The sequence below is a fragment of the Maribacter sp. HS genome (assembly GCF_048059195.1).
In the GTDB taxonomy this organism is placed as follows: Bacteria; Bacteroidota; Bacteroidia; order Flavobacteriales; family Flavobacteriaceae; genus Maribacter; species Maribacter dokdonensis.
On sequence record NZ_JAYLVV010000003.1, the window covers coordinates 335396 to 360635 of the forward strand.

A 25240-nucleotide genomic window follows, 5' to 3' on the forward strand; every position below is an offset into this window, starting at 1 on the left:
TTAACATATTTACGGTAAATAAATGTTAATGCGCCTTTATACTTATCTCTTCATACATCTAATATTCAGCATTACTATTAATGCACAAAAAGTAAAAAAAACACCTCTTCCAAATTGGGTAACCCCAATTATATCCCAAGAAGAAAAAGAACCTAATAATGAGGGTGCTTACAAATATCTGGTTTTAGATTATCAGGATAATTTAGTTCAAAAAGAGCAATTTATACATTATGCGGTTAAAATTTTAAACAATGAAGGCATTCAAGAAATGTCTGACATAAATGCTGTATTTGACCCTGCATATCAAACTATAGCTTTTCACAAAATACAAGTTATTCGTAATGGTGAAAAAATAGATAAGCTACAAAACGCAACTATTAATACTTTCCAAAGAGAGACCAATTTAGAGCGCTCATTATATGATGGTTCCTTAACTGCGGTAATTAATCTATCGGACATAAGAGTTGGTGATATCGTTGAATATGCTTACACCTTAAAAGGTTACAACCCTATAAACAAAGGAAATTACGCTAATTTAGTTTACGAGGAATACACTATACCCGTCAATAAAATATACAGTAAGATCTTAACAGATAAAAACAACCCAATATTTTATAAATTATTAAATGGGGCCAATGAGCCTAAAATTGAAAATACCAGTTTTGGGACAGAATATTCCTGGGAAAACAATAGCAATGAATTTGTAATTTACGATAGCAATACCCCGTATTGGTATAACGTGCAAAAAAGAATTTCCATTTCAACTTTTAATAGCTGGAAAGATGTTTCTGAATTGCTAACACCGCATTACCAAATACCAAGGACGCCATTAAAGCTGCCTATTACAATTGACAAAAACTTAGATTCTAAACAAGATGTCATTGTAAAGCTAATCAGGTTTGTACAAGATGAGATTAGATATTTAGGTTTTGAGGCCGGTGTAGGTGCATTTAAACCGCACAAACCATATGATGTATTGAACCGCAGGTACGGTGATTGTAAAGACAAATCAATGCTATTATCTACATTACTGCAACAACAAGGAGTGGACGCTTATCCAATCTTAGTTGACAGTGGATCAAATGAACATTTAAATGAATTTGCTCCTAACCACTTTATTTTTGATCATTGTATCGTCTATTTTGAACACGATGACAAAGAGTATTTTGTAGACCCTACAATAGCCAACCAAGGCGGAGACCTTTATCGACTTTCCACGCCAAATTATAAATTTGGATTGGTATTAAAAGAAGGTAGTAACCAACTTAAAGAAATACCTAATTCTACGAAACCAAAGATCCATATAGTAGAAGATATTACATTGGATTCTATAGGCGGCAATGCAAAATTTGATGTTAAAACTGAATATTTTGGTAGTAAAGCCGACGAGATAAGATCGTACTTTAAAAATAATACCGAACAAAACATCAATAAAGAATACTTAAGTTTTTATAGTAACCTTTACCCTAATATAAGTTCTAGCGGAAAGGTGACCATACTAGACGAAACAAGACCTTATGAAAATATAGTTACAACAAATGAGCATTATTCCATTGAAAAATTATGGAATACAATTGAGGGAGAAGAAACCATTTATTTCGACACCAATTCTTTGGTGTTAGATGGTTTAGTTAGTTACAACAATTCATTAAAGAGAAATATGCCCTACAATGCCGGCATACCATTTAGCTTTACCCAAGTAACCCGTATTTTAATGCCAGAACCTTGGTACATAGATTTAAAAGACATTGTAATAGATAATGATTTTTATAGCTTTAAGAAAAGTATTAATGTTAACGGTAATATGGTCACTATAGATTATAGTTATGAACTAAAAACAGATATAGTACCCGCAAAAGAAACCGAGACATTTTTGAACGGCCTTGACAAGGTAAGAGAAGATATTGGCACTCAATTAACCTATACCTATAACACCGCCACATCTGGCATTAGCTGGCTTTCAGTTTTTATAGCAATTTCGGCTATTGCCATAAGCATTTTTTTTGCATTCAAAATTTACAAAAATTTCAACCCAAATAATGAAATTGCAACTTTACCTGCACAACCATTTGGTGGGTGGTTAGTTTTGCCCATTATCGGTATAGTTCTTACTCCAATTCTCATCTTAGCTCAAATATTTGACACCGGATATTTTAACAATAGTATCTGGGAAGGCTTTGAATATGCTGGTTATGACAATGTAGGCTTTTTAAAGTTGTATTTAGGTATGGAACTTTTTTACAACTTTACATTTTTAGTATTCGTAATCCTTACTATAATTCTGCTATTTAAAAAACGAACCTGTACACCAATTATGATGATGATTTTCTACGGTTGCAACCTAGTTATCATTTTATTGGAAAGTTTTTTATTGAATCAATTTGGTATACCGGACCCAACTGTTGGTTCTGATATTTTTAGGGCTGCATTATCTGCCGCTATTTGGATACCATATTTTCTATATTCTGATCGGGTCAAACATACTTTTGTTACAACTTACAACAAAAGCAAATCCATAACAGCAGAATCATTCATTAAAAATACTGTGCAATAACAATTATTTGACCAGTTGATAATCTAACCCAGGACCATCACAGGCCATCCATAAACTAGAAATTTCAGTTGAACTTCTGTAGATCAGTATTTCTTTATTATCGCCCGTACAGTTACCGGCTAACTCTTTCCCTGTTTCAAAAGTGAGTTCTAAATAATGATTTGGATCGTCATCGTATTCTAAAACCTCAATACTTCCGGTTGCCTCCATTACCTCTTCTTCAACAGTTCTAGATTTTACAAAAGTACCTTCTGGAGAGAAAATATAATATTCTTGCCACTCCATATCCTCGCCCTTAGTTTCAGAATTTTGGAAACTTCCGGACATCTGTGTCAACACCCATTTTTGTTCTGAAAACACAAATTGTGTAGATGCTAAACCATAATCATCATCACTGGCACAAGAAGCCAATGTAACTATTAACAAAATATAAATTGTATAATTTCTCATAGCACCAAGACTTGTAAGTAATTACAAGATACCCTAGTGTCCATAACGTTGCGTTAAGGCAATCTTAAATTATTAAAGACCTAAAATTTTGGCGTCTACAAAGAACGTAGAATTAACCTCCAATTCATGATCGGTACTCATTAATTCATCGGTTACAGTATTTAACCTTAGACTGAATTGATCTTTCTTGATATACTCTTTTAAATCAGCATCAGAGGTATCTAATGTTATTACATTGCCTGCATCTTCAGGCACTTCTTCTAAGTAAGCTATTCTAATTTCTTCTAGGTCATCTGCCGAAATATAAACCTCTATAGAGTTTAAAAAACTAAAATCTGCAGTATCAGGAGAGATGACCACCAATTCTAACTCGGTGAGCTTAATTTCCTCTATGAGATCTTTTCTAGTATCGTTTACTTCAAAAGTAGATTCTGAGTTCGTTTCCATTTCTGGCGTAAAAACATCAAAAGGTAAATCTATGCCCGCAGAAGATGGTATGGTAGCACTTTGACTATATTCCATATCAAACTTTGTAAGTTCATCTAATTTGTCACATGAAGAAAAAATGGCAAATAAACAGATAATGGAAATATACTTCTTGATCATAATTCAGGGGTTTATGCTTATTAACGAAGTATCCCCTTAATTATTTTAATAACTAAGGGGATACTTAAAGAATTATTCCATACCAAAAAAAAGATTTCATTTAGTCATTGAAAACCAGTACAAAATAATTCTTCTTTCCTCTTTGTAAAAGCACAAATTTATTATTGATCAAATCATCTTCAGTAATTAAAAAGTCTTCTTTAACTTTCTCTTTGTTTACCGAAATAGAATTTTGTTTCAATTCTCTTCTTGCTTCACCATTTGACCCCAGGAAATTTGTTTTAGCAGCCAATGCACCTATCATATCCAATCCGTCTGCCAACTCAGATTTAGAAAGTTCCGCTTGAGGTACACCTTCAAATATATCCAAAAACGTTTTTTCGTTCAGCCCCTTTAAATCCGATGCCGTAGATTTACCGAACAGAATTTGACTGGCCCTTACCGCATTATCAAGATCATCTTGGGAGTGTACCATTACGGTAATTTCATCTGCCAATCTCTTTTGAAGTAATCTTAAATGTGGTGCTTCTTTATGCTGCTCAATTAATTCCTCTATTTCTTGTTGATCTAAGAAAGTAAATATTTTAATGTACTTATCCGCATCCTCATCTGAGGTATTCAACCAATATTGGTAAAATTTATAAGGTGATGTTCTTTCCGCATCTAACCATACATTACCACCTTCTGTCTTACCGAATTTAGTACCGTCTGCCTTTGTAATCAACGGACAGGTTAAGGCATACCCCTTACCACCGGCAATTCTTCTAATTAATTCCGTACCCGTGGTTATATTGCCCCACTGATCACTACCTCCCATTTGAAGGCTGCAGTTATGCTCTTTATACAAGTGAAGAAAATCATACCCTTGTACCAATTGATAAGTAAATTCCGTAAAGGACATGCCTTCTTTTGATTCTGCTGAAAGACGTTTCTTTACAGAGTCTTTAGACATCATATAATTTACGGTAATATGCTTACCGACATCTCTAATGAATTCCAAGAACGAGAAGTTCTTCATCCAATCATAGTTATTGACCAATACCGCAGCGTTTTCTTCGTCTCCTGAAAAATCCAAGAAACGAGATAATTGCTCTTTTAATGCCTCTTGATTATGACGTAGCGTTTTCTCATCAAGCAAATTACGTTCTGCAGATTTACCAGATGGATCACCGATCATACCCGTAGCGCCACCGATCAATGCATAAGGTTTATGCCCTGCCAATTGAAAATGACGTAACATCATTACGCCCACCAAATGACCTATATGTAAAGAATCTGCCGTAGGGTCAATACCCACATAAGCAGACTGCATATCTTCCAATAAATGTTCTTCTGTTCCTGGCATTGCATCATGCAACATACCGCGCCACTGTAATTCTTTGACAAAATTTGTCATTTCTTGCTTAATTTTAATTGAACTGCAAATATAAATGGAATTCTTGCCAGTACACAGAAGTTTAAAGCATGAATTTATCCACCTGTATTTCCTAAATTTGAATTATGGTATTAGTCACAGGAGGCACAGGTTTGGTGGGGTCGCATTTGCTACTGAAATTGACAAGGGAAAATATTGCGGTCAGGGCTTTATATAGATCTGCGGACAAAATTTCTCAAGTAAAAAAAATCTTTAGTTATTACACGGATGACTCCCTTACCCTTTTCAACCAAATTGAATGGATCCAGGGCGATATTTTAGATATCCCCTCTTTAGAAAATGCAATTGTTAATATCACCCAAGTATATCATTGTGCCGCATTCATTTCTTTTGACCCTTCTGATTTCAAAAAATTGGAACGAGTTAATAGAGAAGGTACCGCCAATATTGTAAACATTTGTATTGCTGCGGGTATCAACAAGCTATGCCACGTAAGTACCATAGGTACTATTGGAAGAACACTCAACGGAGAAACCGCAACCGAAGAAACCGATTGGACCCGACAAAACGCCAACCCTTATGCCATTACAAAACACCTTGCAGAAATGGAAGTATGGCGCGGCGCCCAAGAAAATTTAAATGTGGTCATTGTAAACCCCGGCGTAATTCTTGGTCCGGGATTTTGGGATTCCGGCAGCGGTTCTTTTTTCAAAACAGCATCTAAAGGCTATAACTACTATCCTCCTGGAGGTTCTGGTTTTATTAGCGTTACAGATGTTGTAACGATAATGACGACTTTAATGAATTCTAATATTCATAGTGAGCGTTATATTCTAGTGGCCGAAAACCTTTCTTATAAAGACGTACTGCATAAAATTGCTTTGACCATGGGAAAAAGACCTCCCACAAAACCACTTAAGTTTTGGCAATTGAATATTGGAAGAATACTGGATAAATTAAAAACAATATTTACCGGTAGCAACAGAACCATTACTAAAAATACCATTTACGGTTTAAAACACCCTAGTATTTTCAACAACTCAAAAATTAAACAGGTCATAAATACCGATTTTGAGAGCTTGGACGAGCAGATTACTTTTTCATCAAAGCTATTTATTGCTGAACACTCTTGATCAACGTTGAGTCTTTCTCTTTAAGGTCAATATTTTTTTTAACCTTCTCTGCCTGGTTCATACTGTCACGTACTTTTTTTTCTGCTTCCAATTTTAATCGTTGCTCTTCCAATTCTTTTTCCACTTGTTTGTACATAGTTTCATAAACCAGTGGTTTAGATGCGTAATACCTGTCGCTATTTACAAATTGTGCACTATCGATCTCATACTTTTTAAAGATATAAGACGTTGGATCTACACCGTTTTCCCTTAGCTTACTAAGATTTGTAGCTTTACCGGCATTAACAATGGCCATATCTTTAATTATGGTGACCATTTTATCTTCTGGTATTAAATTATCCGGTTTTTCAATAAGTTCCTCCGCGCAAGAAGAAAATAACACCACCGCCAGCGTTAGAAATAGAAACTGTTTCATGATCTGTTGAATGTAAGTCTTTTTGCATTTCGTTTTTCAGAAAATACACCATTGCTATATCCCAAATGACCGTTGATAAAAGTATGTACCACTTTAGATGAGAACGTAGTATCCTCAAAAGGAGACCATTTACATTTATAAGCGATATTTTCTTTACTTACCGTCCAAGGGCTATTTAAATTAGCTACTACCAAATCTGCATAATAGCCTTCACGAATGTACCCTCGTTTTTCTATCTGAAACAATATTGCAGGATTATGGCACATTTTCTGTACCATTTTTTCTAAGGTAATGGTACCGTCCTTGACCTTTTCAAGCATTGCGTTCAAGGCATGTTGTACCAATGGTCCGCCAGAAGGTGCCTTAGTATAAACATTGTTTTTTTCCTCTAATAAATGAGGTGCGTGATCTGTTGCAATTACATCTATTCTATCATCTAGCAAGGCATTCCAGAGCATATCACGATCCTTAGCAGTTTTAACCGCTGGGTTCCACTTAATCAGTGTTCCTTTATTTGCATAATCAGCATCTGAGAACCAAAGATGATGTATACATACTTCTGCCGTAATTTTCTTTTGCTCTAACGGAATATCGTTACGGAACAGATCAGTTTCCTTTCCGGTAGACAAATGAAACACATGCAACCTTGCCCCTGTTTTTTTAGCTAATGCAATTGCTCTTGATGAAGACAAATAACATGCTTCTTCACTTCGTATAATAGGATGCATCTCTACCGGAATATCATCACCGTACTCCGCTTTGTACTTCGCAAGATTTTCACGTATAGTCGTTTCATCTTCACAATGTGCAGAAATGACCATCTCTGTATTACTGAATATGTTCTCAATGACTTTTTCATCATCTACCAACATATTGCCCGTTGAAGAACCTAAGAACAACTTTATTCCCGAACAGGCATTCTTATCAAGTCTTTTTAATTCCTCTAAATTATCATTGGTACCCCCAAATAGAAAAGAATAATTTGCAAACGCCGAGTTTGATGCAGTTGCGAACTTTTCTTCCAATTTCTCTATGGTAGTTGTTTGCGGCGTAGTATTGGGTTGCTCCATAAACGTAGTTATACCACCGGCAAGTGCCGCTCTACTTTCTGTTGCTATAGTTCCCTTATGGGTAAGGCCCGGTTCTCTAAAATGTACCTGATCATCTATGACCCCAGGTAAAATATGCATACCGGCAACATCTATGACCTCTGCATCCGCATCAGAAATATCATCGGCTATTTTTGAAATTACATCATCAACTATTAGAATATCTTTTTCCTGTACTATTCCCTCATTAACAATTGTACCGTTCTTCAATACTATTTTACCCATATTTAAAACTTATTTTTCAGAAATAAACTTCTCATTTTCATTATAAACACTCCCCAAATCGCTTCACTAATGATAGACGAGCTCATTTTTGATTTTCCCAATACCCGATCTCTAAAAATAATGGAAACTTCTTCTATCTTAAAATGTTTTAAGTACGCCCTAAATTTCATTTCTATTTGAAATGCGTAGCCTACAAAACGAACCGAGTCTAGGTTGATAGCTTCTAACACCTCTCTCCTATAACAAACAAAGCCCGCTGTTGGATCATCTACCCGCATACCTGTGACCAATTTTACATAAATTGATGCACCATAGGATAACAACACCCTATACAAAGGCCAGTTCACCACATTTACCCCTTTTTTATAACGAGACCCCACTGCAAGATCCGCGCCGTTCTCACAAGCCTTTAAAAGCCTTAACAAGTCTGATGGAGTGTGCGAGAAATCCGCATCCATCTCAAAAATATAATCGTAGCCTTTTGCAATTGCCCATTTAAAACCGTGAATATAAGCAGTACCTAAACCAGATTTCTCCAATCTAGTTTCTAAAAAGAGTCTTCCTTTAAACTCTTCTTGCAGTCCACGAACGCAATCTCCTGTTTTATCTGGCGAATTATCATCTACTATAAGTACATGAAACTCTTTCTGCAACACAAATACAGCCCTAATTATAGCCTCTACATTTTCTATTTCATTATAAGTAGGTATGATTACTATACTACTGGACATAAGATAATTCTAGGTGTTTGGACAAAAGTAAGGTTTTAAAAGTCGTCTTAAAATGGCCTACAATATCTTTATGAAATATTTAAACTAGGTAGGTAGTCTTAAATTTGTAATTTTACCACTTAGTACTTTATGCAAATGTTGACTAAAATACCCAAGCAGTTTTATTTTTTTTTGGCTGCAATTTTCATTCTAAACCTTGTTCAATCTAGTTTTACGCAACTCATTTTTGATGAAGCTTACTACTGGTATTACAGCCAAAAAATGGCATGGGGCTATTTTGATCATCCACCCATGGTGGCCCTACTAGTAAAACTCAGCAGTTTCTTTTTTAATGGTGAGCTTGGCGTACGCTTTATGAGCTGCATTCTTTCTGCCGTCAATATTATTCTACTGTGGTTAATGATAGACAATCCAAAAAAGAACGATTACATTACCCACTATTTTGTTCTGGTTTTTTCCATGACACTGCTAAATGCCTACGGTTTTTTCACCCTACCAGATACGCCTCTCTTATTTTTTACAAGTTGTTTTTTGTTGACATATAAGCATTTCATCAAAAAAAACACTTGGGGCCTGGCCATTTTAATGGGTGTTTTTATGGCCGCGTTAATGTACAGTAAGTATCATGCCGTTTTGGTAATTTTCTTTGTGCTATTATCAAACCTAAAACTTACTACCAACAAATATGCTTGGTTAGCGGTCATAGTTGCATTAGGTTGTTATGCCCCTCATTTTTACTGGCTTTATGAAAATGATTTTGTATCCATTAAATATCATTTATACGAACGCCCCAATGCGGCTTATAGTTTTGAAAAATACACTTTAGGTTTTCTCGTAAACTTGGTTGCTATCTTTGGTCTAACTTTTCCTTTTATCTATAAGGCACTTTTTAAAACCAAAGGCAACGATCTCTTTAATAAAGCTCTAATATATCTTACTTACGGAGTTTTGATTTTCTTTTTTATTTCTAGCTTCAATAGAAGAGTACAAACACAATGGATCATCATTGTCTGTATACCTCTTGTAGTTATTGCTTTTAACTACATGCTACAAAACAAACAAGCCTTAACCTGGATTTTTAGATTAGGACTCATCAATACCGTTTTAGTACTTTACTTGAGAATGGGACTTGCCTACCAGCCCTTACTCTTTAATTTCTATTATGAAAGCCACGGCAATAAAGAATGGGCAAAAGCCATTGAAGATGAGGTTGGTAACATACCGGTAGTATTTGAAAACTCGTACAGAAACGCCCCCATGTATTCATTTTATACAAATGGCACACCTACGTTTTCCTTAAACAACTTTATGTACCGTAAAAATCAATATTCTATAAACGATACAGAAGAGCAAGTGCGCGGTAAAGATGTTGCCTATGTTTCTAAATATTTAAACAACCCTGCATTTACCTATACAAGAGAAGATGGCGGACTCTACAAAGGTAAATACATTTCTAACTTTCAATCATACCGCAAATTAGATTGTATTATTGAAGATGATGAGGTAAAATTGCATACGGATAAGGCTATAGACCTAAAAGTATATAATCCTTACAAAGAAGACATAGACCTTAAAAAACTGAAATTTGCCGTGACGTACATGGATAACTATAAACATCCATTAGAAACCTTACGAATATCCCCAGAAACTTTGCTTAATGACATTACAACTTTGAAAAAACAAGATACTACGGTATTTAAATTTCAGCTACCAAAAACTAAAACAGAAAATATTGGCTACTTTAGGGTTGTGATTTCTGAAAATGACCTTTTATACGGTCTAAACGGAAAACCAATTCCCGTAAAATAATGGAACCCATTGCAAGAACATTTGGACAAACCGATTGGATTACCATAACCCTTATGGCTAGTCTTTTGTTCCCTATAATTGCAAAAAGCATCTATTATCCACGTTTTTTAAATTTTATAATACTACCGTTCAACAACAAGTACATTAGCATGTACACCAAGAAAGAAAAACTGTTTAATTGGTTTCATTTTCTAATGAGCGTGTTTCAAGTGATCAATTCTACACTTTTTATTTTTTTTATTTGGCGTTCTTATTTTAATCCTACCGAAGCAAAAAACCCATATATTTTTCCTTTACTACTTGCAGGGGTTTTCTTATTTATTGGTACAAAAACCATGGCTCAGCTTTTTAACGGATTCATTTTTAATTCATACAATACGTTTAACGAGCTGATATTTAAGAAATTAACTTACTTAAATTATTCTGGCATTATTCTGTTTATTGCCAACGTATTTTTAGCTTATGTTTTTATAGACTCAAAAATTATCATAATCATAGCTTTAATTTTATTTTTAGTTATCAATATAATTGGTTGGATAACAGTTCTGAACAACTATCAAAAATTTATAAGCAGCTATTTTTTCTATTTTATTTTGTACCTTTGCGCACTCGAAATTGCACCCTTAGTTATTATGGGAAGCTTTCTAAAATAGTGCAGCATATGAAAGTAAAAACGATTTTGGTCTCTCAACCTGAGCCAAAAATGGAAAACTCCCCCTATTCCAAGCTTATCGACAAAGAGAAAGTAAAGGTTGATTTTAGACCGTTCATTCATGTAGAAGGAGTTGACGCAAAAACAGTTCGCCAGCAAAAGATAGATCTGAACGATTTTACTGCGATTATCTTAACCAGTAGAAATGCAGTAGATCATTTCTTTAGAATTGCGGATGAAATGCGCTTTAAAGTGCCAGATTCAATGAAATACTTCTGCCAATCTGAAGCGGTTGCCTATTACCTTCAAAAATACGTGGTCTATAGAAAACGTAAAATATACGTTGGAAAAAGATTATTTACCGATTTGGTACCATTGATCAAGAAGTACAAAGATGAAAAATTCTTACTTCCTTCTTCTGATGTATTAAAGCCAGATGTGCCCGAAACATTAGAATCTTTAGGCATCAATTGGAAAAGAGCAATTTTTTACAAAACCGTTATAAGCGACTTGTCCGATTTAAGAAATGTTTATTATGACATTTTAGTTTTCTTTAGTCCGTCCGGTATTGAATCTTTACTACAGAACTTTCCAGATTTTGACCAGAAAAATACTAGAATAGCCGTATTTGGAAATTCTACAGTAGATGCTGCAACAGACGCAGGGTTAAGAATAGATATTAAAGCCCCAACGCCAGAAACACCATCTATGACTATGGCGTTACAGAAATATATTATGAGCGTTAACAAATAACGAACTACATACATAAAAAAAAGCCTTGCATTGCAAGGCTTTTTTTTATCTCCTAAAACGCGTACCGTTGTGGTCCGCCCCTTCTTATTTCTTCACTGGCATAACTTTCAAACTTTTTAAAGTTTTCCCTAAAAGCATTTGTCAACTTAAACGCAGTGGTGTAATATTTTTCATCATCGTTCCAAGTAGCTCTAGGACTCAAAACCGATGTTGGTACCCCAGGACACTCCCTTGGCTGCGCAACACCGAATACTGAATGTATATGGTATTTATCATAAGAATAAAGACCTAACTCTCCACTTAAGGCAGCTGAGATCATTGCTCTTGTATACTTTAATTTCATTCGAGTTCCCACTCCATAAGGACCACCTGTCCAACCCGTATTTACAAGCCATACATCTACACCAGACTCTTTCATTTTCTTACTTAGCATTTCTGCATACTTAGTTGGGTGCAAAGGCATAAACGGAGCTCCAAAACATGCAGAAAATGATGGTACCGGCTCTACAACACCAGCTTCTGTACCTGCCACCTTTGCCGTATAACCAGAAATAAAGTGGTATGCAGCTTGACTAGGAGTTAATTTAGATATTGGAGGTAGCACACCAAAAGCATCAGCAGTCAAAAAGAAAATATTCTTCACATTCTTACCAATTGATGGCTGCTGAATATTATCAATATGATGAATTGGATAACTCACCCTTGTATTTTGAGTAATTGAAGTATCTGAAAAATCAACATTACCCTTATCATCTAAAACCACATTTTCCAGAATTGCCCCTGGCTTAATGGCACCATAAATTTCTGGCTCTTGCTCTTCAGACAAGTTAATGACCTTGGCATAACAACCGCCTTCAAAATTAAAAACGGTATTTCTACTGGTCCAACCATGTTCATCATCACCTATTAGTTTTCTATTGGGATCAGTTGACAAGGTTGTCTTACCCGTACCTGATAGTCCAAAAAAGATTGCTGTATCACCATCCTCACCAACATTTGACGAGCAATGCATTGGCAATGTTTCTTTATATACCGGTAAAATAAAGTTCAATGCAGAGAAAATTCCTTTTTTAATCTCACCCGTATAACCCGTACCACCGATCAAAGCAATTTTATCGGTGAAATTTAAAATAGCAAAGTTATGTTGTCTTGTACCATCAACAGCAGGATCTGCCATAAAGCCAGGTGCATTGATTACCGTCCATTCCGGAGTAAAATCTTCCAATTCGGTCTCGGTTGGTCGTAAAAACATATTATACGCAAACATATTAGACCAAGGATACTCATTAATGACCCTTATATTCAGTTTATAATCTTCATCTGCACAAGCATAACTATCTCTAACAAAAAGTTCTTTTTCGTTTAAATAGTCTATTACCTTAGTATATAGTGCATCAAATTTTTCTTTTTCAAATGCAATGTTGATATTACCCCACCAGACCTTATCTTTTGTGATATCATCTTTAACTATAAATCTATCCAAAGGAGATCTACCTGTAAATTCACCGGTTTTGACCGCAAGTGTTCCGTTACTGGTTTCAACTCCCATGTCCATTTCCAGAGTTGCTTTTTGAAGCTGTTCAGGGGTTTCTTGATAATGAAAATTGGCGTGTGTAATCCCATAATTTTTCAGGGATATGGTATTCGCATTTGTCATTGAGCTTTTCATGCTTTAGAAAATTTGTTCGTGTAAAACTAAAAAAATAAAAGCTGAACCTCTGATTTTCAGAGTCCAATTAGCACCTTTTCACGAAGAAATACGAATTCAATTAAAGATTGAGTAAAAAGGAAAATTATTCGCAGGCACTTTATATTTTTCAATACACATTATAAAGCAATAACGTATTATAATTGCATTATTGTTATTTACACCTTAAAATTTTAAGAAATAAATAAAAAAACGACTTTTTTTTACTAATTTTTAGATGAAATATTCTGCAGTTTTAGCGGATAAAAGTTGGGCGGCATTCTTCATATTATAATCAAGATCCTTACTGGTATCTTGTATTTCCAATACATCAAAAACACCTTTACTCTTTAAAGCATCTTTTGATATTTGTAGTGCTCCACAAATTGTGATTACCGGAATTTTATAATTTTTACCAAGTTTAATTACTCCTTGTAATAATTTACTGTTCAGGTTTTGCTCATCTATTTTACCTTCGCCAGTTATGATATAATCAAATTTTTCTTGATTCAAAAGTTGTTTTAATCCAGATAATTCAACACTAAAGTCCATGGCTCCCAAACCTTTGGCACTTAAAAACGTTTTCAACCCAAAAGCTGCTCCACCCGCAGCCCCTGCACCCGGCAAATCATTATAAAATACTTTATATTTTTCTGAAACTACTTTGTTCAGCCTTATTAAACCCTTATTCAATTCCATTATAGAATTTTCGCTTGCTCCTTTATATTTTGCATAAACAAAAGCTGCACCGTCTTTACCAAATAATGGATTAGCAACATCATGTACCATAAAAATGTCTACATCTTTCAATTGTGCTATAACTCTAGATTCATCTATGGATTTAATTAATTGCAAACTTGACCCCAAAGGCATTAGCACTTCTCCCTTATCATCTAAAAAATCATATCCAAGAGCACTGGCTATACCAATTCCACCATCATTGGTAGCACTTGCGCCAAGACCTATATAAATATGTTTAATACCTTTCTCTATAGCATCTTTTATTTGTAATCCTGTTCCATAAGTACTAGTAAGCATTGGGTTTCGCTCATCATAGGACAACAATTGCAGACCAGAAGTATTTGCCAATTCTATATATGCGGAATTACTCTGCTTATTATATAGGTAGTACGATCGTATAGGCTCACCTTTTGGGTTTTCACTGATTACATCAACAGAAATACATGGCCTATAATTTGCTACGGTATTTAAAAACCCTTCTCCACCATCGGTTGCCTTAATATATTGGGTACTAAAAGGCTTCCCTAATTTTTTCATACCGGAAACAAATGCATCTGCAAAAGCTTCACTCGTTAGAGAGCCTTCAAATTTATCTGGAATTAGTAATAGTTTCATTTATTTAAATTTCTGGGGGAAACTATTTATTGAGATATCCCATAATTCTGGGAGAATAAAATATACAAAAAAGGTCAATATAAAAATAGAAATTATATTCATAAATAAACCCTTACCTACCATATCCGGAATTCGTAGGTAACCAGAACCAAAGACTACAGCATTGGGTGGTGTGGCAACCGGCAACATAAAAGCACATGATGCCGCAACCGCCGCCCCTACCATTAACACAAAAGGGTGTACATCTATGGTCAATGCCATTGGTGCCAATACCGGCAGTAACATTGCGGTCGTAGCCAAGTTAGAGGTTATCTCGGTTAAAAAATTGACCGAAGCTATCAATACCAATATGAGTATAAGAATTGGTAGACCCGATAAAGTTGTCATTTGACTACCTATCCACTCGGCCAGTCCACTAGATTCAAAACCTTTGGCCAAGGCCATACCGCCCCCAAAAAGTAGAATAATTCCCCAAGGCATTTTTACCGCCTCTTCCCAGTTGATCAATTGCTCACCTTTTTTCTTTGAAGGAAGTAAAAACAACACAATAGCAAAAAATATGGCTATTATGGTATCATCAAGCCCAGGTAGCAGTTTTTGTAATAAAACTGACCGTGTAATCCAACAGAATGCGGTCAAGGCAAATACCAAGGCAACCACCTTTTCTTCATAAGTTATTCTGCCAAGACTTGACAATAAGCGTTGTATTTCTTGTTTCCCGCCAGGAAAAGACTTTTGTTTAAAGCTAAAGGCATATTTGGTCAAGTATTTCCAACAGATAAAAATTAGGATAATGGAAATAGGCAAACCAAAAGCAAACCATTGCATAAACGTTATTTCATAACCATAGGTATCCAATATCACCCCTGCCAACACTAAATTGGGCGGAGTACCTATTAAGGTTGCAACACCACCAATAGATGCACTGTAGGCTATTGCCAGCATCAATGCCTTACCAAAGGTCTGGTTTTCATCTTCTACGGTATCTGGGTTATCCTGTAATTGTTTAATTATAGCCAAGCCAATGGGCAACATCATCACTGCCGTAGCCGTATTGGAGATCCACATGGACAAAAATGCAGTTGCCATCATAAAACCTAAAATTATCTTTCTAATATCAGAACCTATTAAATTGATAATATTCAGCGCTATTCTTCTATGTAGATTCCATTTTTCTATTGCAATGGCGATTATAAAGCCCCCCATATATAAAAAGACATACTTATGACCAAACGCGCCAGATGTTGACGATAGATCCAAACCACCTGATAACGGAAACAACACCAAGGGCAGCAATGCAGTTACTGCAATAGGAATTGCTTCGGTTATCCACCAAATAGCTATCCAAATGGTAGATGCCAATACGGCATTTGCCTGTACGGACAAACCTTCGGGACGAAAAAAGAACAGAATAAGTATAAAGGAAATAGGACCCAAAACCAGACCCAATAATTTAGTTTTACTCATAAAAGCACCATTAACGGGTTGAAAATACGTTATTTAAGAACTAACTAGAGCTATTTAGCCGGCTATTTCACAATTTTAGACCTTAATATATTATAACCCAAGATCAACCATGCCGCTATCAAGAAAAGTCCTCCGATCGGTGTTAGTGGTCCAATTACCTTGAGGTCAATACTAAATAGCGAATTCAAAGACAACAGGTATATGGAGAATGAAAACAATAGCACTCCTATAACCGTGCATATATAAATTGTTTTTTCTGACTTTAGAAATTCTTTTGGCAACAGACCAAGCGCAAATAAGAAAAAAGCATGATACATTTGATACCTTACCCCGGTTTCAAACGTCGTCACTGCTTGGGTATCTACCAATTTCTTCAACCCATGTGCACCAAAAGCTCCAAACACCACCGCCAGCATTCCAAATACGCATGCAGTTGTTAAAATTGTTTTTTTCATAACTTTAACTATAACTTTTTTTATAAATGTAACAATTTGATACCTTAGTAAATCCTTACCAATCAAAAATACTGAAATCGTATGATGCGAAAAATTCTTGTTATAGGCGCAGGTAAATCTACCTCCTATTTATTAGACTACCTATTAGGCAAAGCAACCATAGAAAATCTACATATTACTATTGGCGATATAAATCCCGCTGCCATACCAACATCTATTGCCAATCATAGCCATTGTACCGTTATTGGTTTAGATATTTTTAATGACACGGAGCGAAAGGATTCTATTGCAGCTTCTGACTTGGTTATTTCTATGCTACCTGCCCATTTTCACATTAAGGTTGCAGAAGATTGTGTTCAACTGAAGAAGCATTTGGTCACAGCATCTTACGTTAGCCCTCAATTATTGGCCTTAAATGATAAGGTAAAGGAAAACGGATTGGTTTTTATGAACGAAATAGGTTTAGATCCAGGGGTTGACCATATGAGTGCCATGCAAGTTATAGACCGTATTCGTGAAAAAGGAGGCAAAATTATACTGTTTGAATCTTTTTGTGGCGGTCTTGTTGCCCCTGAACATGATAACAACCTATGGAACTATAAATTTACTTGGAACCCAAGAAATGTAGTGCTCGCAGGACAAGGTGGCACGGCTAAGTTTATACAGGAAGGCACCTATAAATACATACCCTACCACAGACTTTTTAGAAGAACAGAATTTTTTGAAATTGAAGGTTACGGAAGATTTGAAGGTTACGCCAACCGTGATTCACTGAACTATAGAGAAGCTTACCAATTACAAGACGCCCTAACCATATATAGAGGTACCATGCGCCGTGTAGGGTTTTCCAAAGCATGGAACATGTTTATACAATTAGGGGTTACAGATGACACTTACTCCATTGAGAACTCGGAAAACATGAGTTACAGGGAATTCATAAACCTATTTCTTCCTTATTCTCCTACAGATTCCGTTGAACTTAAACTAAGACATTACTTAAAACTTGACCAAGATGATATTAGATGGGATAAATTACTTGAACTCAACATATTTGATCAAACTAAAGTACTAGGTATACCAAACGCCACCCCAGCTCAAGCACTTCAAAAAATTCTTGAAGATAGCTGGACACTTAAAGCCGAAGAAAAAGATATGATCGTTATGTACCATAAATTTGGTTATGAATTAGATGGAGAAAAAAAACAAATTGATTCTAAATTGGTGGTAACAGGTGAGAACCAAACCTTTACCGCAATGGCAAAAACAGTTGGTTTACCCGTAGCCATGGCAGCATTAAAAATACTTAATGGCGAAATAACAACACCGGGAGTTCAAATACCCATTTCTAAAGAGGTTTATGAACCTATATTGATGGAACTGGAAACTTATGGTGTAAATTTCAAGGAATATGAGGTACCTTATTTAGGGTACAACCCCAATTCTGTAATTACATAAGGTATTTTAACTATCATTTTGAAACCAAATAAGTACATTTATGTTTTGATTCCTTATTGAGGATGCAATTTCTTTAAGGCTTTCCTTGAAATAATAAACATATTCATAAGCTCACCTCCAATCTATGGATTGGGGTTATTGATTTAACGATATATGAAAACACCTACTTCTTTGGCTAAAATTGACGGAATTGACAAAAAGATCTTACGATTTCTAATGGAAGACGCTCGTAAACCAGTACTAGAAATTGCTAGAAGTATTGGCATATCTGGGGCGGCAATACATCAGCGACTAAGAAAACTAGAAGCATCTGGACTTTTATCCGGTTCTAAATTTATTGTCAATCCCAAATCATTGGGTTATACTACCATGGCGTATATTGGCATTTATTTAGATAAAGCTATGAGCAACCCAATGGCAGTAAAACAACTTGAAAAAATACCCGAAGTGTTAGAGTGCCATTATACTACCGGAAACTGGTCTATTCTTATTAAAGTACTTTGTCGTGACAACGAACATTTAATGCAAGTGTTAAACAAGGAAATTCAAGCAATAGAGGGAGTTTCAAGAACAGAAACCTTTATTTCATTGGCACAACAGATCGACAGGCAAATCACTATTTAATATTTTGATTTAATCTAAATAAGCTTTAGATTTGCCCTATGAAAGTGGTTTTTCAATCTAAATTTTATACGCTTTATCAATCCGATAAAGAGAAATGTCATTACCTTGACATGAACCAAAAGACCATTAAATTATCTTTTTGCCAGTTGCTTGCCCTACGCAACAAAGTGCAAAATATTTCAATAGAAAATCATTTTGATTCTGACCTTAACAAACATGGTTTTGAAGTATTAATGCTTTGCAACAAAGAGCACTTATTCATATTAAATACCATTGAGCTTTTAGACTTAAAAACGTTGGTAGACTATAGTTTTATATCGCTTGATATAGACCACATAGTAACCACATCTTAAAGTTTACCCAGTTTTCTTATTTATAATTGGTCTTAAATCAAATTCAAATTAAGACCCAAATACTATAATTCATATTATAGTCGTTACTTTTATACTAAATTTTAAGAGAAATGAAAGATATAGCGAGATTAAACATGAGTATTAAGGTAACATCTTTAGATGCCCTTAATGACCAAATACAGATGGAAGGCAAGGCTTCTTCATCTTATTTAGCAATGGCATCATGGTGTGATCAGCATTCATATAACGGTAGTGCAGAATTTTTCTACCGACAAGCAAATGAAGAACGTGAACACATGATGAAAATTTTCAAATTCATCAACGATTGTGGTGGCAATGCAATTTCACCGGAAATATCGAATATAAATCATGACTTCTCTTCATTAGAGGAAATTTTTGAAACTGCATTAGAGCAAGAAATTGCCGTAACCAATTCGATCAACAAAATCATTTCTTTGGCGAAAAAGACCGAAGATTTTGCTGTTGAAAATTTCTTACAGTGGTTTGTAAAAGAACAATTAGAAGAAGAAAAATCTATGAGAGATATTCTAGACCTATTTGAAGTAATCGGTAGAGAAGGAATTGCCCTTAAATTAATTGATGAGCGTATTAAATAAATAACTTATCGAACATGAAAAAAGGGAGCTTACAAAAGTAAGCTCCCTTTTTTTATACCAATACTTTACGTTTAGTCTCTTCCTCCAAATACTTGAAGTCCCCAGTAGACCAAAGTTGCCAATGACCCAATAGCAGCAACTAAATATGTACGTGCCGCCCATTTTAGAGCATCCTCTGAGCCTGCATACTCTTGTGGAGTAACAACATTCTTATTCTTAAGCCATGCCAATGCCCTATTACTTGCATCATATTCAACAGGCAAGGTTACAAAACTGAACAGTGTTGCCATACCCATCATTATTAGACCGGCAACAGCCACCCAATAACCAAAACCAACACCGGCTGCGGCACCCAATGCCAAACCACCAAATACAACCCACATAGACATCCCAGAGGTTACACTAACAATAGGTACCAATTTAGATCGCATACCCAACCACTCATAGGCTTGTGCATGCTGTACGGCATGCCCTACTTCGTGAGCGGCTACCGCAGCTGCAGCTGCATTTCTTTGATTATACACACCTTCGCTTAAGTTGACCGTTTTATTTTTTGGGTTGTAGTGATCGGTAAGCATACCAGCAGTAGATACCACTTTTACATCGCGTATGCCATGATCCGCCAACATCTTTTCAGCAATCTCGGCACCACTCATTCCATTTTGCAAATGCACCTTAGAATAATGCTTGAACTTACTCTTTAATTTATTACTAACTAACCAGCTGACCAAAGCTATAGCCCCGATCAATATATAATATCCCATCATAACTTTTCTAATTTTAAATCGATTAAATATACTAAAGATTCATACTTAAATATGAATCTACATGTATAAAAGCAAAAACCCCGCCAAATTCCTTTCGGATATGACGAGGCATATTTTACTGACAATTTGTACAGATTAGGCTACAATCTCTTCCCAACCAAAAGCTTCCATTATCTCTTGATATACCACTTTGCCTTCTACAATATTTAATCCCTTATGTAAAGATGCATCTTTTTCACAGGCTGCTTCCCAACCTAAATTAGCCAACTTTAACGCGTAAGGCAAAGTTACGTTGGTCAATGCCATGGTAGACGTATAAGGTACCGCACCCGGCATATTAGCTACAGAATAATGTACCACATCATCAATGATATAAATAGGATCTTCATGGGTGGTAGGTCTGGTAGTTTCAACGCATCCGCCTTGATCTACGGCAACATCCACGATTACGGTTCCGGGTCTCATTTCTTTCAACATGTCTCTAGTAATCAAATTAGGAGCTTTAGCACCTTTCAATAAAACACCTCCTATAATTAAGTCGTGCGTTTTAATTAATTTTCTAATATTAAACTCGTTTGAAAATTCTGTTACCACATGTGGCGGCATTACATCATTTACATAACGTAAACGCTTCATGTTAATATCCAAAATAGTAACATGCGCACCTAGGCCTGCTGCCATTTTTGCAGCTTGTATACCCACTACACCTGCACCCAACACCAAAACCTTACCTGGAGCAACACCTGGAACACCTCCCAAAAGTACCCCACGTCCTTTTACGGGTTTCTCCAAATATTTTGCACCTTGTTGTATGGCCATTCTACCTGCAACCTCTGACATGGGCGTTAAAAGTGGCAAAGTCCCTTCTTCATCTTCAACGGTTTCATACGCTATACAAATGGCTTTTTGTTTGATCATTGCCTTTGTCAAAGCCTCACTAGATGCAAAATGAAAATATGTAAATAGTATTTGCCCTGCTTGAATTAGATCGTACTCTTCTTCTATAGGCTCTTTTACCTTTACGATCATTTCGCTCATGGCATATACCTGCCCGATCGTATCAAGAATAATTGCACCAGCTTGTTGATAATCTTGATTGAAAAAACCACTGCCTTCACCAGCCTCTGACTGTACATATACTTTATGGTTGTTCTTTACCAATTCGAAAACACCGGCCGGCGTCATACCTACCCTGCTTTCATTGTTCTTAATTTCTTTTGGAATACCAACAATCATGATTTATCATTTTATATTACACTGCAAAATTGATACTAATTAGTCATATATCAAACAATAATTCGATAAAACACAGGGGTCTCATGTCATAATTATCATTTTACAACCACCATACCCCTATTTTTTAGGGGGTATATTTCATTTTATGATGAATTATTCAATTAAACATCAAAAATTAGCTATTACCTTGATGAATATTTAACGCAAAAAAAAAGAGGCAATTCCCATTGCCTCTTTTCTAGTAATACTACCTAAGAATTAACCAACGATATTTACAATTTTACCAGGTACTACAATCACCTTTTTAGGAGTACGCCCTGCCAATTGTTGTTGGGTTTTTTCATGTGACATAACCGCCGCCTCTATTTCGTCTTTATTTAAATCTAAAGACAACTGCATGGTAAATTTCATTTTACCGTTAAAGGATATCGGATATTCTTTATCACTTTCTTTGATATACTTTTCTTCAAATTTTGGGAAAGGTGCCGTTGCAATAGAGTCTGAATGACCCAATTTGCTCCACAATTCTTCCGCAATATGTGGCGCATATGGCGATACCAATATAGCCAATGGCTCCAAAACTTTTCTGCTGACACATTTTTGAGCTGAAAGTTCATTTACACAGATCATGAAAGTAGATACCGATGTATTAAAACTGAAGTTTTCAATATCCTCTTCTACCTTTTTAATGGTCTTGTGCAATGTTTTCCAAGATTCTTTAGAAGGCTCTTCTTCACTTCGGCTACGCTCAGCGATTGCGGTTTCATCTAAAAATGGCGTGTACAATTTCCACAGTTTCTTTAAGAAACCATGTGCTCCGGTGATACCTGCCGTGTTCCAAGGTTTAGATTGCTCTAACGGACCTAAGAACATTTCATACAAACGCAAACTGTCTGCACCATATTCTTCACAAATAGCATCTGGATTTACTACGTTGTATTTGGATTTGGACATTTTTTCGACTTCACGACCTACAGTGAATTTCTCGTTGTTATTTTCAGATATCACTCTACCAGAGTTTGAAAAGAAAATCGAGTTCTTATATTCATTTAACCAATTCTTAAATCCCTCTAAATCAAGTTCGTCGGAATTATTTACAAGTGAAACATCAACATGTATCGGTAAAATTCTATTTCTATCAACATTTGGCTTAACAAGTCCCGGACCAAAAATTCCAACCAAGGCTGATTCAAGATCAATTTCAAAATCTGCCAAAACATCATTATCTGCTAAAATATTATCATACAGATTTTTAGATATAAATATTTTTGTGTTAATAATTTCCTCATCAGAAAAAAGTCGGTCATTATTTGAATCAAATCCAGGAGTTATATCTACCCTATAAGCAAAAGCACTAGTCCCCGTAATCATTCCTTGGTTGATCAGTTTTTTAGCAAACTCATCTTTAGGTACCAAACCTTTATCGAACATGAATTTTTGCCAAAAACGAGAGTACAATAAGTGACCTGTTGCGTGCTCGCTTCCACCTATATATAAATCTACATCTTGCCAGTAGTTAATAGCATCTTTAGAAAATATCTCCTCGCTATTATGCGGATCCATATACCTATTAAAATACTGCGAACTACCTGCCCAACCTGGCATAGTATTCAGTTCTAGTGGAAATACAGTGGTATTATTTATCTCGCTATTATTGACAACTTTATTAGCAACGGTATCCCAAGCCCATACCTCAGCGTTACCTAATGGTGGTTCGCCAGTTTCGGTTGGCAAATACTTTTCCACTTCGGGCAACTCAATTGGCAAATGTTCTTTTGCGATCATTTGCGGCATTCCGTCTACATAATATACAGGGAAAGGTTCTCCCCAATATCTTTGACGACTAAAAACAGCATCGCGCAAACGATAATTTATTTTTCCTTCACCATGTCCTATTTTCTCTAACTCATAGATTGCCAATTTCATGGCTTTCTTATACGGCAATCCGTTTAAGAAATCAGAATTTGCAATAACCGTTTTTTCCTTGTCAGCAAAAGCTTCCTCAGAAATATCTACACCCTCGAATACATTAGGAATATCAATATTAAAATGCTTTGCAAAATCATAATCGCGCTGATCACCACATGGTACGGACATTACCGCGCCTGTTCCATAACCCGCCAATACGTAATCACCGATCCAAATAGGAATAGGCTCTTTTGAAAATGGGTGCTCTGCATAGGCACCTGTAAATGCACCGGAAATGGTTTTTACATCTGCCATTCGATCACGCTCGCTACGTTTTGCCGTTGCCTCAATATATGCCTCTACCTCAGTTTTTTGCTCTGCCGTAGTTATTTTACCCACCAATTCGTGCTCTGGCGCCAAAGTCATAAAAGAGACTCCGAAAATGGTATCGGGCCTTGTGGTAAAAACCTCTATTTTTTCGTCATGTTCTTTCACATTAAAAATAGCCGATGCACCTTGTGAACGACCTATCCAATTGGTTTGCGAATCTTTTAAGGGCTGGGGCCAATCTATCTTATCCAGTCCGTCTAACAAACGTTGTGCATAGGCAGATATACGCATGCTCCACTGGGTCATCTTTTTACGAACAACCGGGTGACCACCACGTTCTGACACTCCGTTCACTATTTCGTCATTTGCCAAAACCGTTCCCAATGCCGGACACCAGTTCACCTCGGTATCCGCCAAATACGTTAATCTATATTTTAAAAGAATTTCTTGTTTTTCTACAACAGAAAAATTGGTCCAGTCCTCCGCAGAAAAAATAGCAATATCATCATCGCAAATCGCATTTACATTGGCATTGCCTTCTGCCTCAAATACGGAAATCAAAGTATCTATATCTTCCGCCTTGTCCGTATCGGTATTATACCAAGAATTGAATATTTGAATGAATATCCACTGTGTCCATTTATAATATTCAGGACTAGAAGTTCTTACTTCCCTGCTCCAGTCAAAAGAGAAACCTAATTGATCTAATTGCCTTCTATATGTTTTAATATTGGCTGCAGTGGTTATTGCAGGATGCTGACCTGTTTGTATGGCATATTGCTCTGCAGGCAACCCAAAAGAATCATACCCTTGCGGATGCAATACATTAAAACCTTTATGTCTTTTGTAACGTGCATAAATATCACTCGCAATATACCCTAACGGATGACCAACATGGAGTCCCGCACCAGAAGGATAAGGAAACATATCCAGCACATAAAACTTTTCCTTTTCAGAATTATTCTCTGCTTTAAATGTTTGGTTTTCTGCCCAGTATTTTTGCCATTTGGCCTCAATTTCGTTGAAATTGTATTGCATGATAGTTACTTCTTTTCTGTAAGTCGCAAAAATAGGTTGAATCGTTGAGAGTTAAAAAGATATTGCTAATTAACAGCTTTACTTCTACAAACTATAGAACTATTGCCTATTGACTAAATTTGGTATCTTACAATC

22 protein-coding genes are annotated in these 25240 nt (G+C 35.8%); 9 read left to right on the forward strand and 13 right to left on the reverse strand.

Going from position 1 to position 25240, the window contains the following annotated elements:
* Positions 1 to 28 precede the first annotated feature (28 nt).
* Positions 29 to 2554 (forward strand): DUF3857 domain-containing protein, encoded by a 2526-nt coding sequence (locus tag VBZ51_RS06520; RefSeq protein ID WP_416576424.1) that lies wholly within the window; start codon positions 29 to 31, stop codon positions 2552 to 2554.
* A gap of 3 nt (positions 2555 to 2557) precedes the next feature.
* On the opposite strand, the gene VBZ51_RS06525 is transcribed toward VBZ51_RS06520, so the two are convergent.
* From VBZ51_RS06525 to tyrS, 3 genes are all read right to left on the reverse strand, one after another.
* A complete protein-coding gene (locus tag VBZ51_RS06525) occupies positions 2558 to 3004 on the reverse strand; it encodes a hypothetical protein (protein WP_286814888.1) in 447 nt (148 codons plus the stop codon).
* A 72-nt stretch (positions 3005 to 3076) separates the two neighbouring features.
* Positions 3077 to 3610 (reverse strand): hypothetical protein, encoded by a 534-nt coding sequence (locus tag VBZ51_RS06530; RefSeq protein WP_416576425.1) that lies wholly within the window; start codon positions 3608 to 3610, stop codon positions 3077 to 3079.
* 100 nt (positions 3611 to 3710) lie between these two features.
* Complete coding sequence (tyrS, locus tag VBZ51_RS06535) at positions 3711 to 5006, reverse strand: tyrosine--tRNA ligase (protein ID WP_099190977.1); 1296 nt, start codon at positions 5004 to 5006, stop codon at positions 3711 to 3713.
* Between the two features lie 104 nt (positions 5007 to 5110).
* Here tyrS and VBZ51_RS06540 point away from each other — a divergent pair, with 104 nt between their 5' ends.
* Positions 5111 to 6118, forward strand: a complete 1008-nt coding sequence (locus VBZ51_RS06540; protein ID WP_416576426.1) for an NAD-dependent epimerase/dehydratase family protein — start codon at positions 5111 to 5113, stop codon at positions 6116 to 6118.
* Here the strand turns inward: VBZ51_RS06540 and VBZ51_RS06545 are convergent.
* The 3 genes from VBZ51_RS06545 to VBZ51_RS06555 are packed head-to-tail and all read right to left on the reverse strand — an operon-like array spanning position 6099 to position 8598.
* On the reverse strand, positions 6099 to 6533 hold the full coding sequence (locus tag VBZ51_RS06545) for a DUF4296 domain-containing protein (protein ID WP_091608569.1): 435 nt from the start codon (positions 6531 to 6533) through the stop codon (positions 6099 to 6101). The genes VBZ51_RS06540 and VBZ51_RS06545 overlap by 20 nt on opposite strands.
* Positions 6530 to 7867 carry a dihydroorotase gene (locus tag VBZ51_RS06550; protein ID WP_074670252.1) on the reverse strand — a complete coding sequence of 446 codons (1338 nt, stop codon included), beginning with the start codon at positions 7865 to 7867 and terminating at the stop codon, positions 6530 to 6532. The genes VBZ51_RS06545 and VBZ51_RS06550 overlap by 4 nt, the downstream gene beginning before the upstream one ends.
* Before the next feature lie 2 nt (positions 7868 to 7869).
* On the reverse strand, positions 7870 to 8598 hold the full coding sequence (locus VBZ51_RS06555) for a polyprenol monophosphomannose synthase (RefSeq protein ID WP_058104932.1): 729 nt from the start codon (positions 8596 to 8598) through the stop codon (positions 7870 to 7872).
* A 171-nt stretch (positions 8599 to 8769) separates the two neighbouring features.
* Here VBZ51_RS06555 and VBZ51_RS06560 point away from each other — a divergent pair, with 171 nt between their 5' ends.
* The 3 genes from VBZ51_RS06560 to VBZ51_RS06570 are packed head-to-tail and all read left to right on the forward strand — an operon-like array spanning position 8770 to position 11812.
* Positions 8770 to 10407: an ArnT family glycosyltransferase gene (locus tag VBZ51_RS06560; protein ID WP_416576427.1), complete on the forward strand. Its 1638-nt coding sequence runs from the start codon at positions 8770 to 8772 to the stop codon at positions 10405 to 10407.
* 53 nt (positions 10408 to 10460) lie between these two features.
* Positions 10461 to 11060: a DUF4271 domain-containing protein gene (locus VBZ51_RS06565; RefSeq protein WP_348111663.1), complete on the forward strand. Its 600-nt coding sequence runs from the start codon at positions 10461 to 10463 to the stop codon at positions 11058 to 11060.
* Between the two features lie 8 nt (positions 11061 to 11068).
* Positions 11069 to 11812, forward strand: coding sequence for a uroporphyrinogen-III synthase (locus tag VBZ51_RS06570; RefSeq protein WP_416576428.1), 744 nt, complete (start codon positions 11069 to 11071; stop codon positions 11810 to 11812).
* A gap of 52 nt (positions 11813 to 11864) precedes the next feature.
* On the opposite strand, the gene pckA is transcribed toward VBZ51_RS06570, so the two are convergent.
* From pckA to VBZ51_RS06590, 4 genes are all read right to left on the reverse strand, one after another.
* Positions 11865 to 13481, reverse strand: a complete 1617-nt coding sequence (gene pckA, locus VBZ51_RS06575) for a phosphoenolpyruvate carboxykinase (ATP) (protein ID WP_071340502.1) — start codon at positions 13479 to 13481, stop codon at positions 11865 to 11867.
* Positions 13482 to 13733: 252 nt separating this feature from the next.
* Positions 13734 to 14855: a glycerate kinase gene (locus tag VBZ51_RS06580; protein WP_416576429.1), complete on the reverse strand. Its 1122-nt coding sequence runs from the start codon at positions 14853 to 14855 to the stop codon at positions 13734 to 13736.
* Positions 14856 to 16322 (reverse strand): SLC13 family permease, encoded by a 1467-nt coding sequence (locus tag VBZ51_RS06585; protein ID WP_416576430.1) that lies wholly within the window; start codon positions 16320 to 16322, stop codon positions 14856 to 14858.
* Positions 16323 to 16384: 62 nt separating this feature from the next.
* Positions 16385 to 16777 carry a DUF423 domain-containing protein gene (locus VBZ51_RS06590; RefSeq protein WP_071342521.1) on the reverse strand — a complete coding sequence of 131 codons (393 nt, stop codon included), beginning with the start codon at positions 16775 to 16777 and terminating at the stop codon, positions 16385 to 16387.
* An 81-nt stretch (positions 16778 to 16858) separates the two neighbouring features.
* Here VBZ51_RS06590 and VBZ51_RS06595 point away from each other — a divergent pair, with 81 nt between their 5' ends.
* The 4 genes from VBZ51_RS06595 (at position 16859) to VBZ51_RS06610 (ending at position 19826) form a co-directional block, all read left to right on the forward strand.
* The gene (locus tag VBZ51_RS06595) at positions 16859 to 18232 is read left to right on the forward strand and encodes a saccharopine dehydrogenase family protein (protein WP_416576431.1); all 1374 of its coding nucleotides are present in this window, start codon (positions 16859 to 16861) and stop codon (positions 18230 to 18232) included.
* Between the two features lie 153 nt (positions 18233 to 18385).
* Positions 18386 to 18856: an Lrp/AsnC ligand binding domain-containing protein gene (locus VBZ51_RS06600; protein WP_071340506.1), complete on the forward strand. Its 471-nt coding sequence runs from the start codon at positions 18386 to 18388 to the stop codon at positions 18854 to 18856.
* 38 nt (positions 18857 to 18894) lie between these two features.
* Positions 18895 to 19209, forward strand: a complete 315-nt coding sequence (locus tag VBZ51_RS06605) for a hypothetical protein (RefSeq protein ID WP_071340507.1) — start codon at positions 18895 to 18897, stop codon at positions 19207 to 19209.
* A 110-nt stretch (positions 19210 to 19319) separates the two neighbouring features.
* Entirely contained in the window at positions 19320 to 19826 is a 507-nt protein-coding gene (locus VBZ51_RS06610; protein ID WP_071340508.1) for a ferritin, read from the forward strand.
* Positions 19827 to 19897: 71 nt separating this feature from the next.
* On the opposite strand, the gene VBZ51_RS06615 is transcribed toward VBZ51_RS06610, so the two are convergent.
* From VBZ51_RS06615 to VBZ51_RS06625, 3 genes are all read right to left on the reverse strand, one after another.
* Entirely contained in the window at positions 19898 to 20593 is a 696-nt protein-coding gene (locus tag VBZ51_RS06615) for a zinc metallopeptidase (protein ID WP_058104922.1), read from the reverse strand.
* 135 nt (positions 20594 to 20728) lie between these two features.
* The gene (gene ald, locus VBZ51_RS06620) at positions 20729 to 21829 is read right to left on the reverse strand and encodes an alanine dehydrogenase (protein WP_071340510.1); all 1101 of its coding nucleotides are present in this window, start codon (positions 21827 to 21829) and stop codon (positions 20729 to 20731) included.
* A gap of 258 nt (positions 21830 to 22087) precedes the next feature.
* Entirely contained in the window at positions 22088 to 25105 is a 3018-nt protein-coding gene (locus VBZ51_RS06625; protein ID WP_416576432.1) for a leucine--tRNA ligase, read from the reverse strand.
* Positions 25106 to 25240 lie beyond the last annotated feature (135 nt).

Excerpts from the sequence above, each read along its gene's own strand:
- VBZ51_RS06595 (WP_416576431.1), top strand. The coding sequence starts at position 16,859 with ATGATGCGAAAAATTCTTGTTATAGGCGCAGGTAAATCTACCTCCTAT.
- VBZ51_RS06555 (WP_058104932.1), bottom strand. The coding sequence starts at position 8,598 with ATGTCCAGTAGTATAGTAATCATACCTACTTATAATGAAATAGAAAAT.
- VBZ51_RS06610 (WP_071340508.1), top strand. The coding sequence starts at position 19,320 with ATGAAAGATATAGCGAGATTAAACATGAGTATTAAGGTAACATCTTTA.
- VBZ51_RS06550 (WP_074670252.1), bottom strand. The coding sequence starts at position 7,867 with ATGGGTAAAATAGTATTGAAGAACGGTACAATTGTTAATGAGGGAATA.
- VBZ51_RS06605 (WP_071340507.1), top strand. The coding sequence starts at position 18,895 with ATGAAAGTGGTTTTTCAATCTAAATTTTATACGCTTTATCAATCCGAT.
- VBZ51_RS06600 (WP_071340506.1), top strand. The coding sequence starts at position 18,386 with ATGAAAACACCTACTTCTTTGGCTAAAATTGACGGAATTGACAAAAAG.
- pckA (WP_071340502.1), bottom strand. The coding sequence starts at position 13,481 with ATGAAAAGCTCAATGACAAATGCGAATACCATATCCCTGAAAAATTAT.
- VBZ51_RS06585 (WP_416576430.1), bottom strand. The coding sequence starts at position 16,322 with ATGAGTAAAACTAAATTATTGGGTCTGGTTTTGGGTCCTATTTCCTTT.
- VBZ51_RS06525 (WP_286814888.1), bottom strand. The coding sequence starts at position 3,004 with ATGAGAAATTATACAATTTATATTTTGTTAATAGTTACATTGGCTTCT.
- VBZ51_RS06565 (WP_348111663.1), top strand. The coding sequence starts at position 10,461 with ATGGCTAGTCTTTTGTTCCCTATAATTGCAAAAAGCATCTATTATCCA.
- VBZ51_RS06540 (WP_416576426.1), top strand. The coding sequence starts at position 5,111 with ATGGTATTAGTCACAGGAGGCACAGGTTTGGTGGGGTCGCATTTGCTA.
- VBZ51_RS06520 (WP_416576424.1), top strand. The coding sequence starts at position 29 with ATGCGCCTTTATACTTATCTCTTCATACATCTAATATTCAGCATTACT.
- VBZ51_RS06570 (WP_416576428.1), top strand. The coding sequence starts at position 11,069 with ATGAAAGTAAAAACGATTTTGGTCTCTCAACCTGAGCCAAAAATGGAA.
- tyrS (WP_099190977.1), bottom strand. The coding sequence starts at position 5,006 with ATGACAAATTTTGTCAAAGAATTACAGTGGCGCGGTATGTTGCATGAT.
- VBZ51_RS06530 (WP_416576425.1), bottom strand. The coding sequence starts at position 3,610 with ATGATCAAGAAGTATATTTCCATTATCTGTTTATTTGCCATTTTTTCT.
- VBZ51_RS06545 (WP_091608569.1), bottom strand. The coding sequence starts at position 6,533 with ATGAAACAGTTTCTATTTCTAACGCTGGCGGTGGTGTTATTTTCTTCT.
- ald (WP_071340510.1), bottom strand. The coding sequence starts at position 21,829 with ATGATTGTTGGTATTCCAAAAGAAATTAAGAACAATGAAAGCAGGGTA.
- VBZ51_RS06625 (WP_416576432.1), bottom strand. The coding sequence starts at position 25,105 with ATGCAATACAATTTCAACGAAATTGAGGCCAAATGGCAAAAATACTGG.
- VBZ51_RS06580 (WP_416576429.1), bottom strand. The coding sequence starts at position 14,855 with ATGAAACTATTACTAATTCCAGATAAATTTGAAGGCTCTCTAACGAGT.
- VBZ51_RS06590 (WP_071342521.1), bottom strand. The coding sequence starts at position 16,777 with ATGAAAAAAACAATTTTAACAACTGCATGCGTATTTGGAATGCTGGCG.
- VBZ51_RS06615 (WP_058104922.1), bottom strand. The coding sequence starts at position 20,593 with ATGATGGGATATTATATATTGATCGGGGCTATAGCTTTGGTCAGCTGG.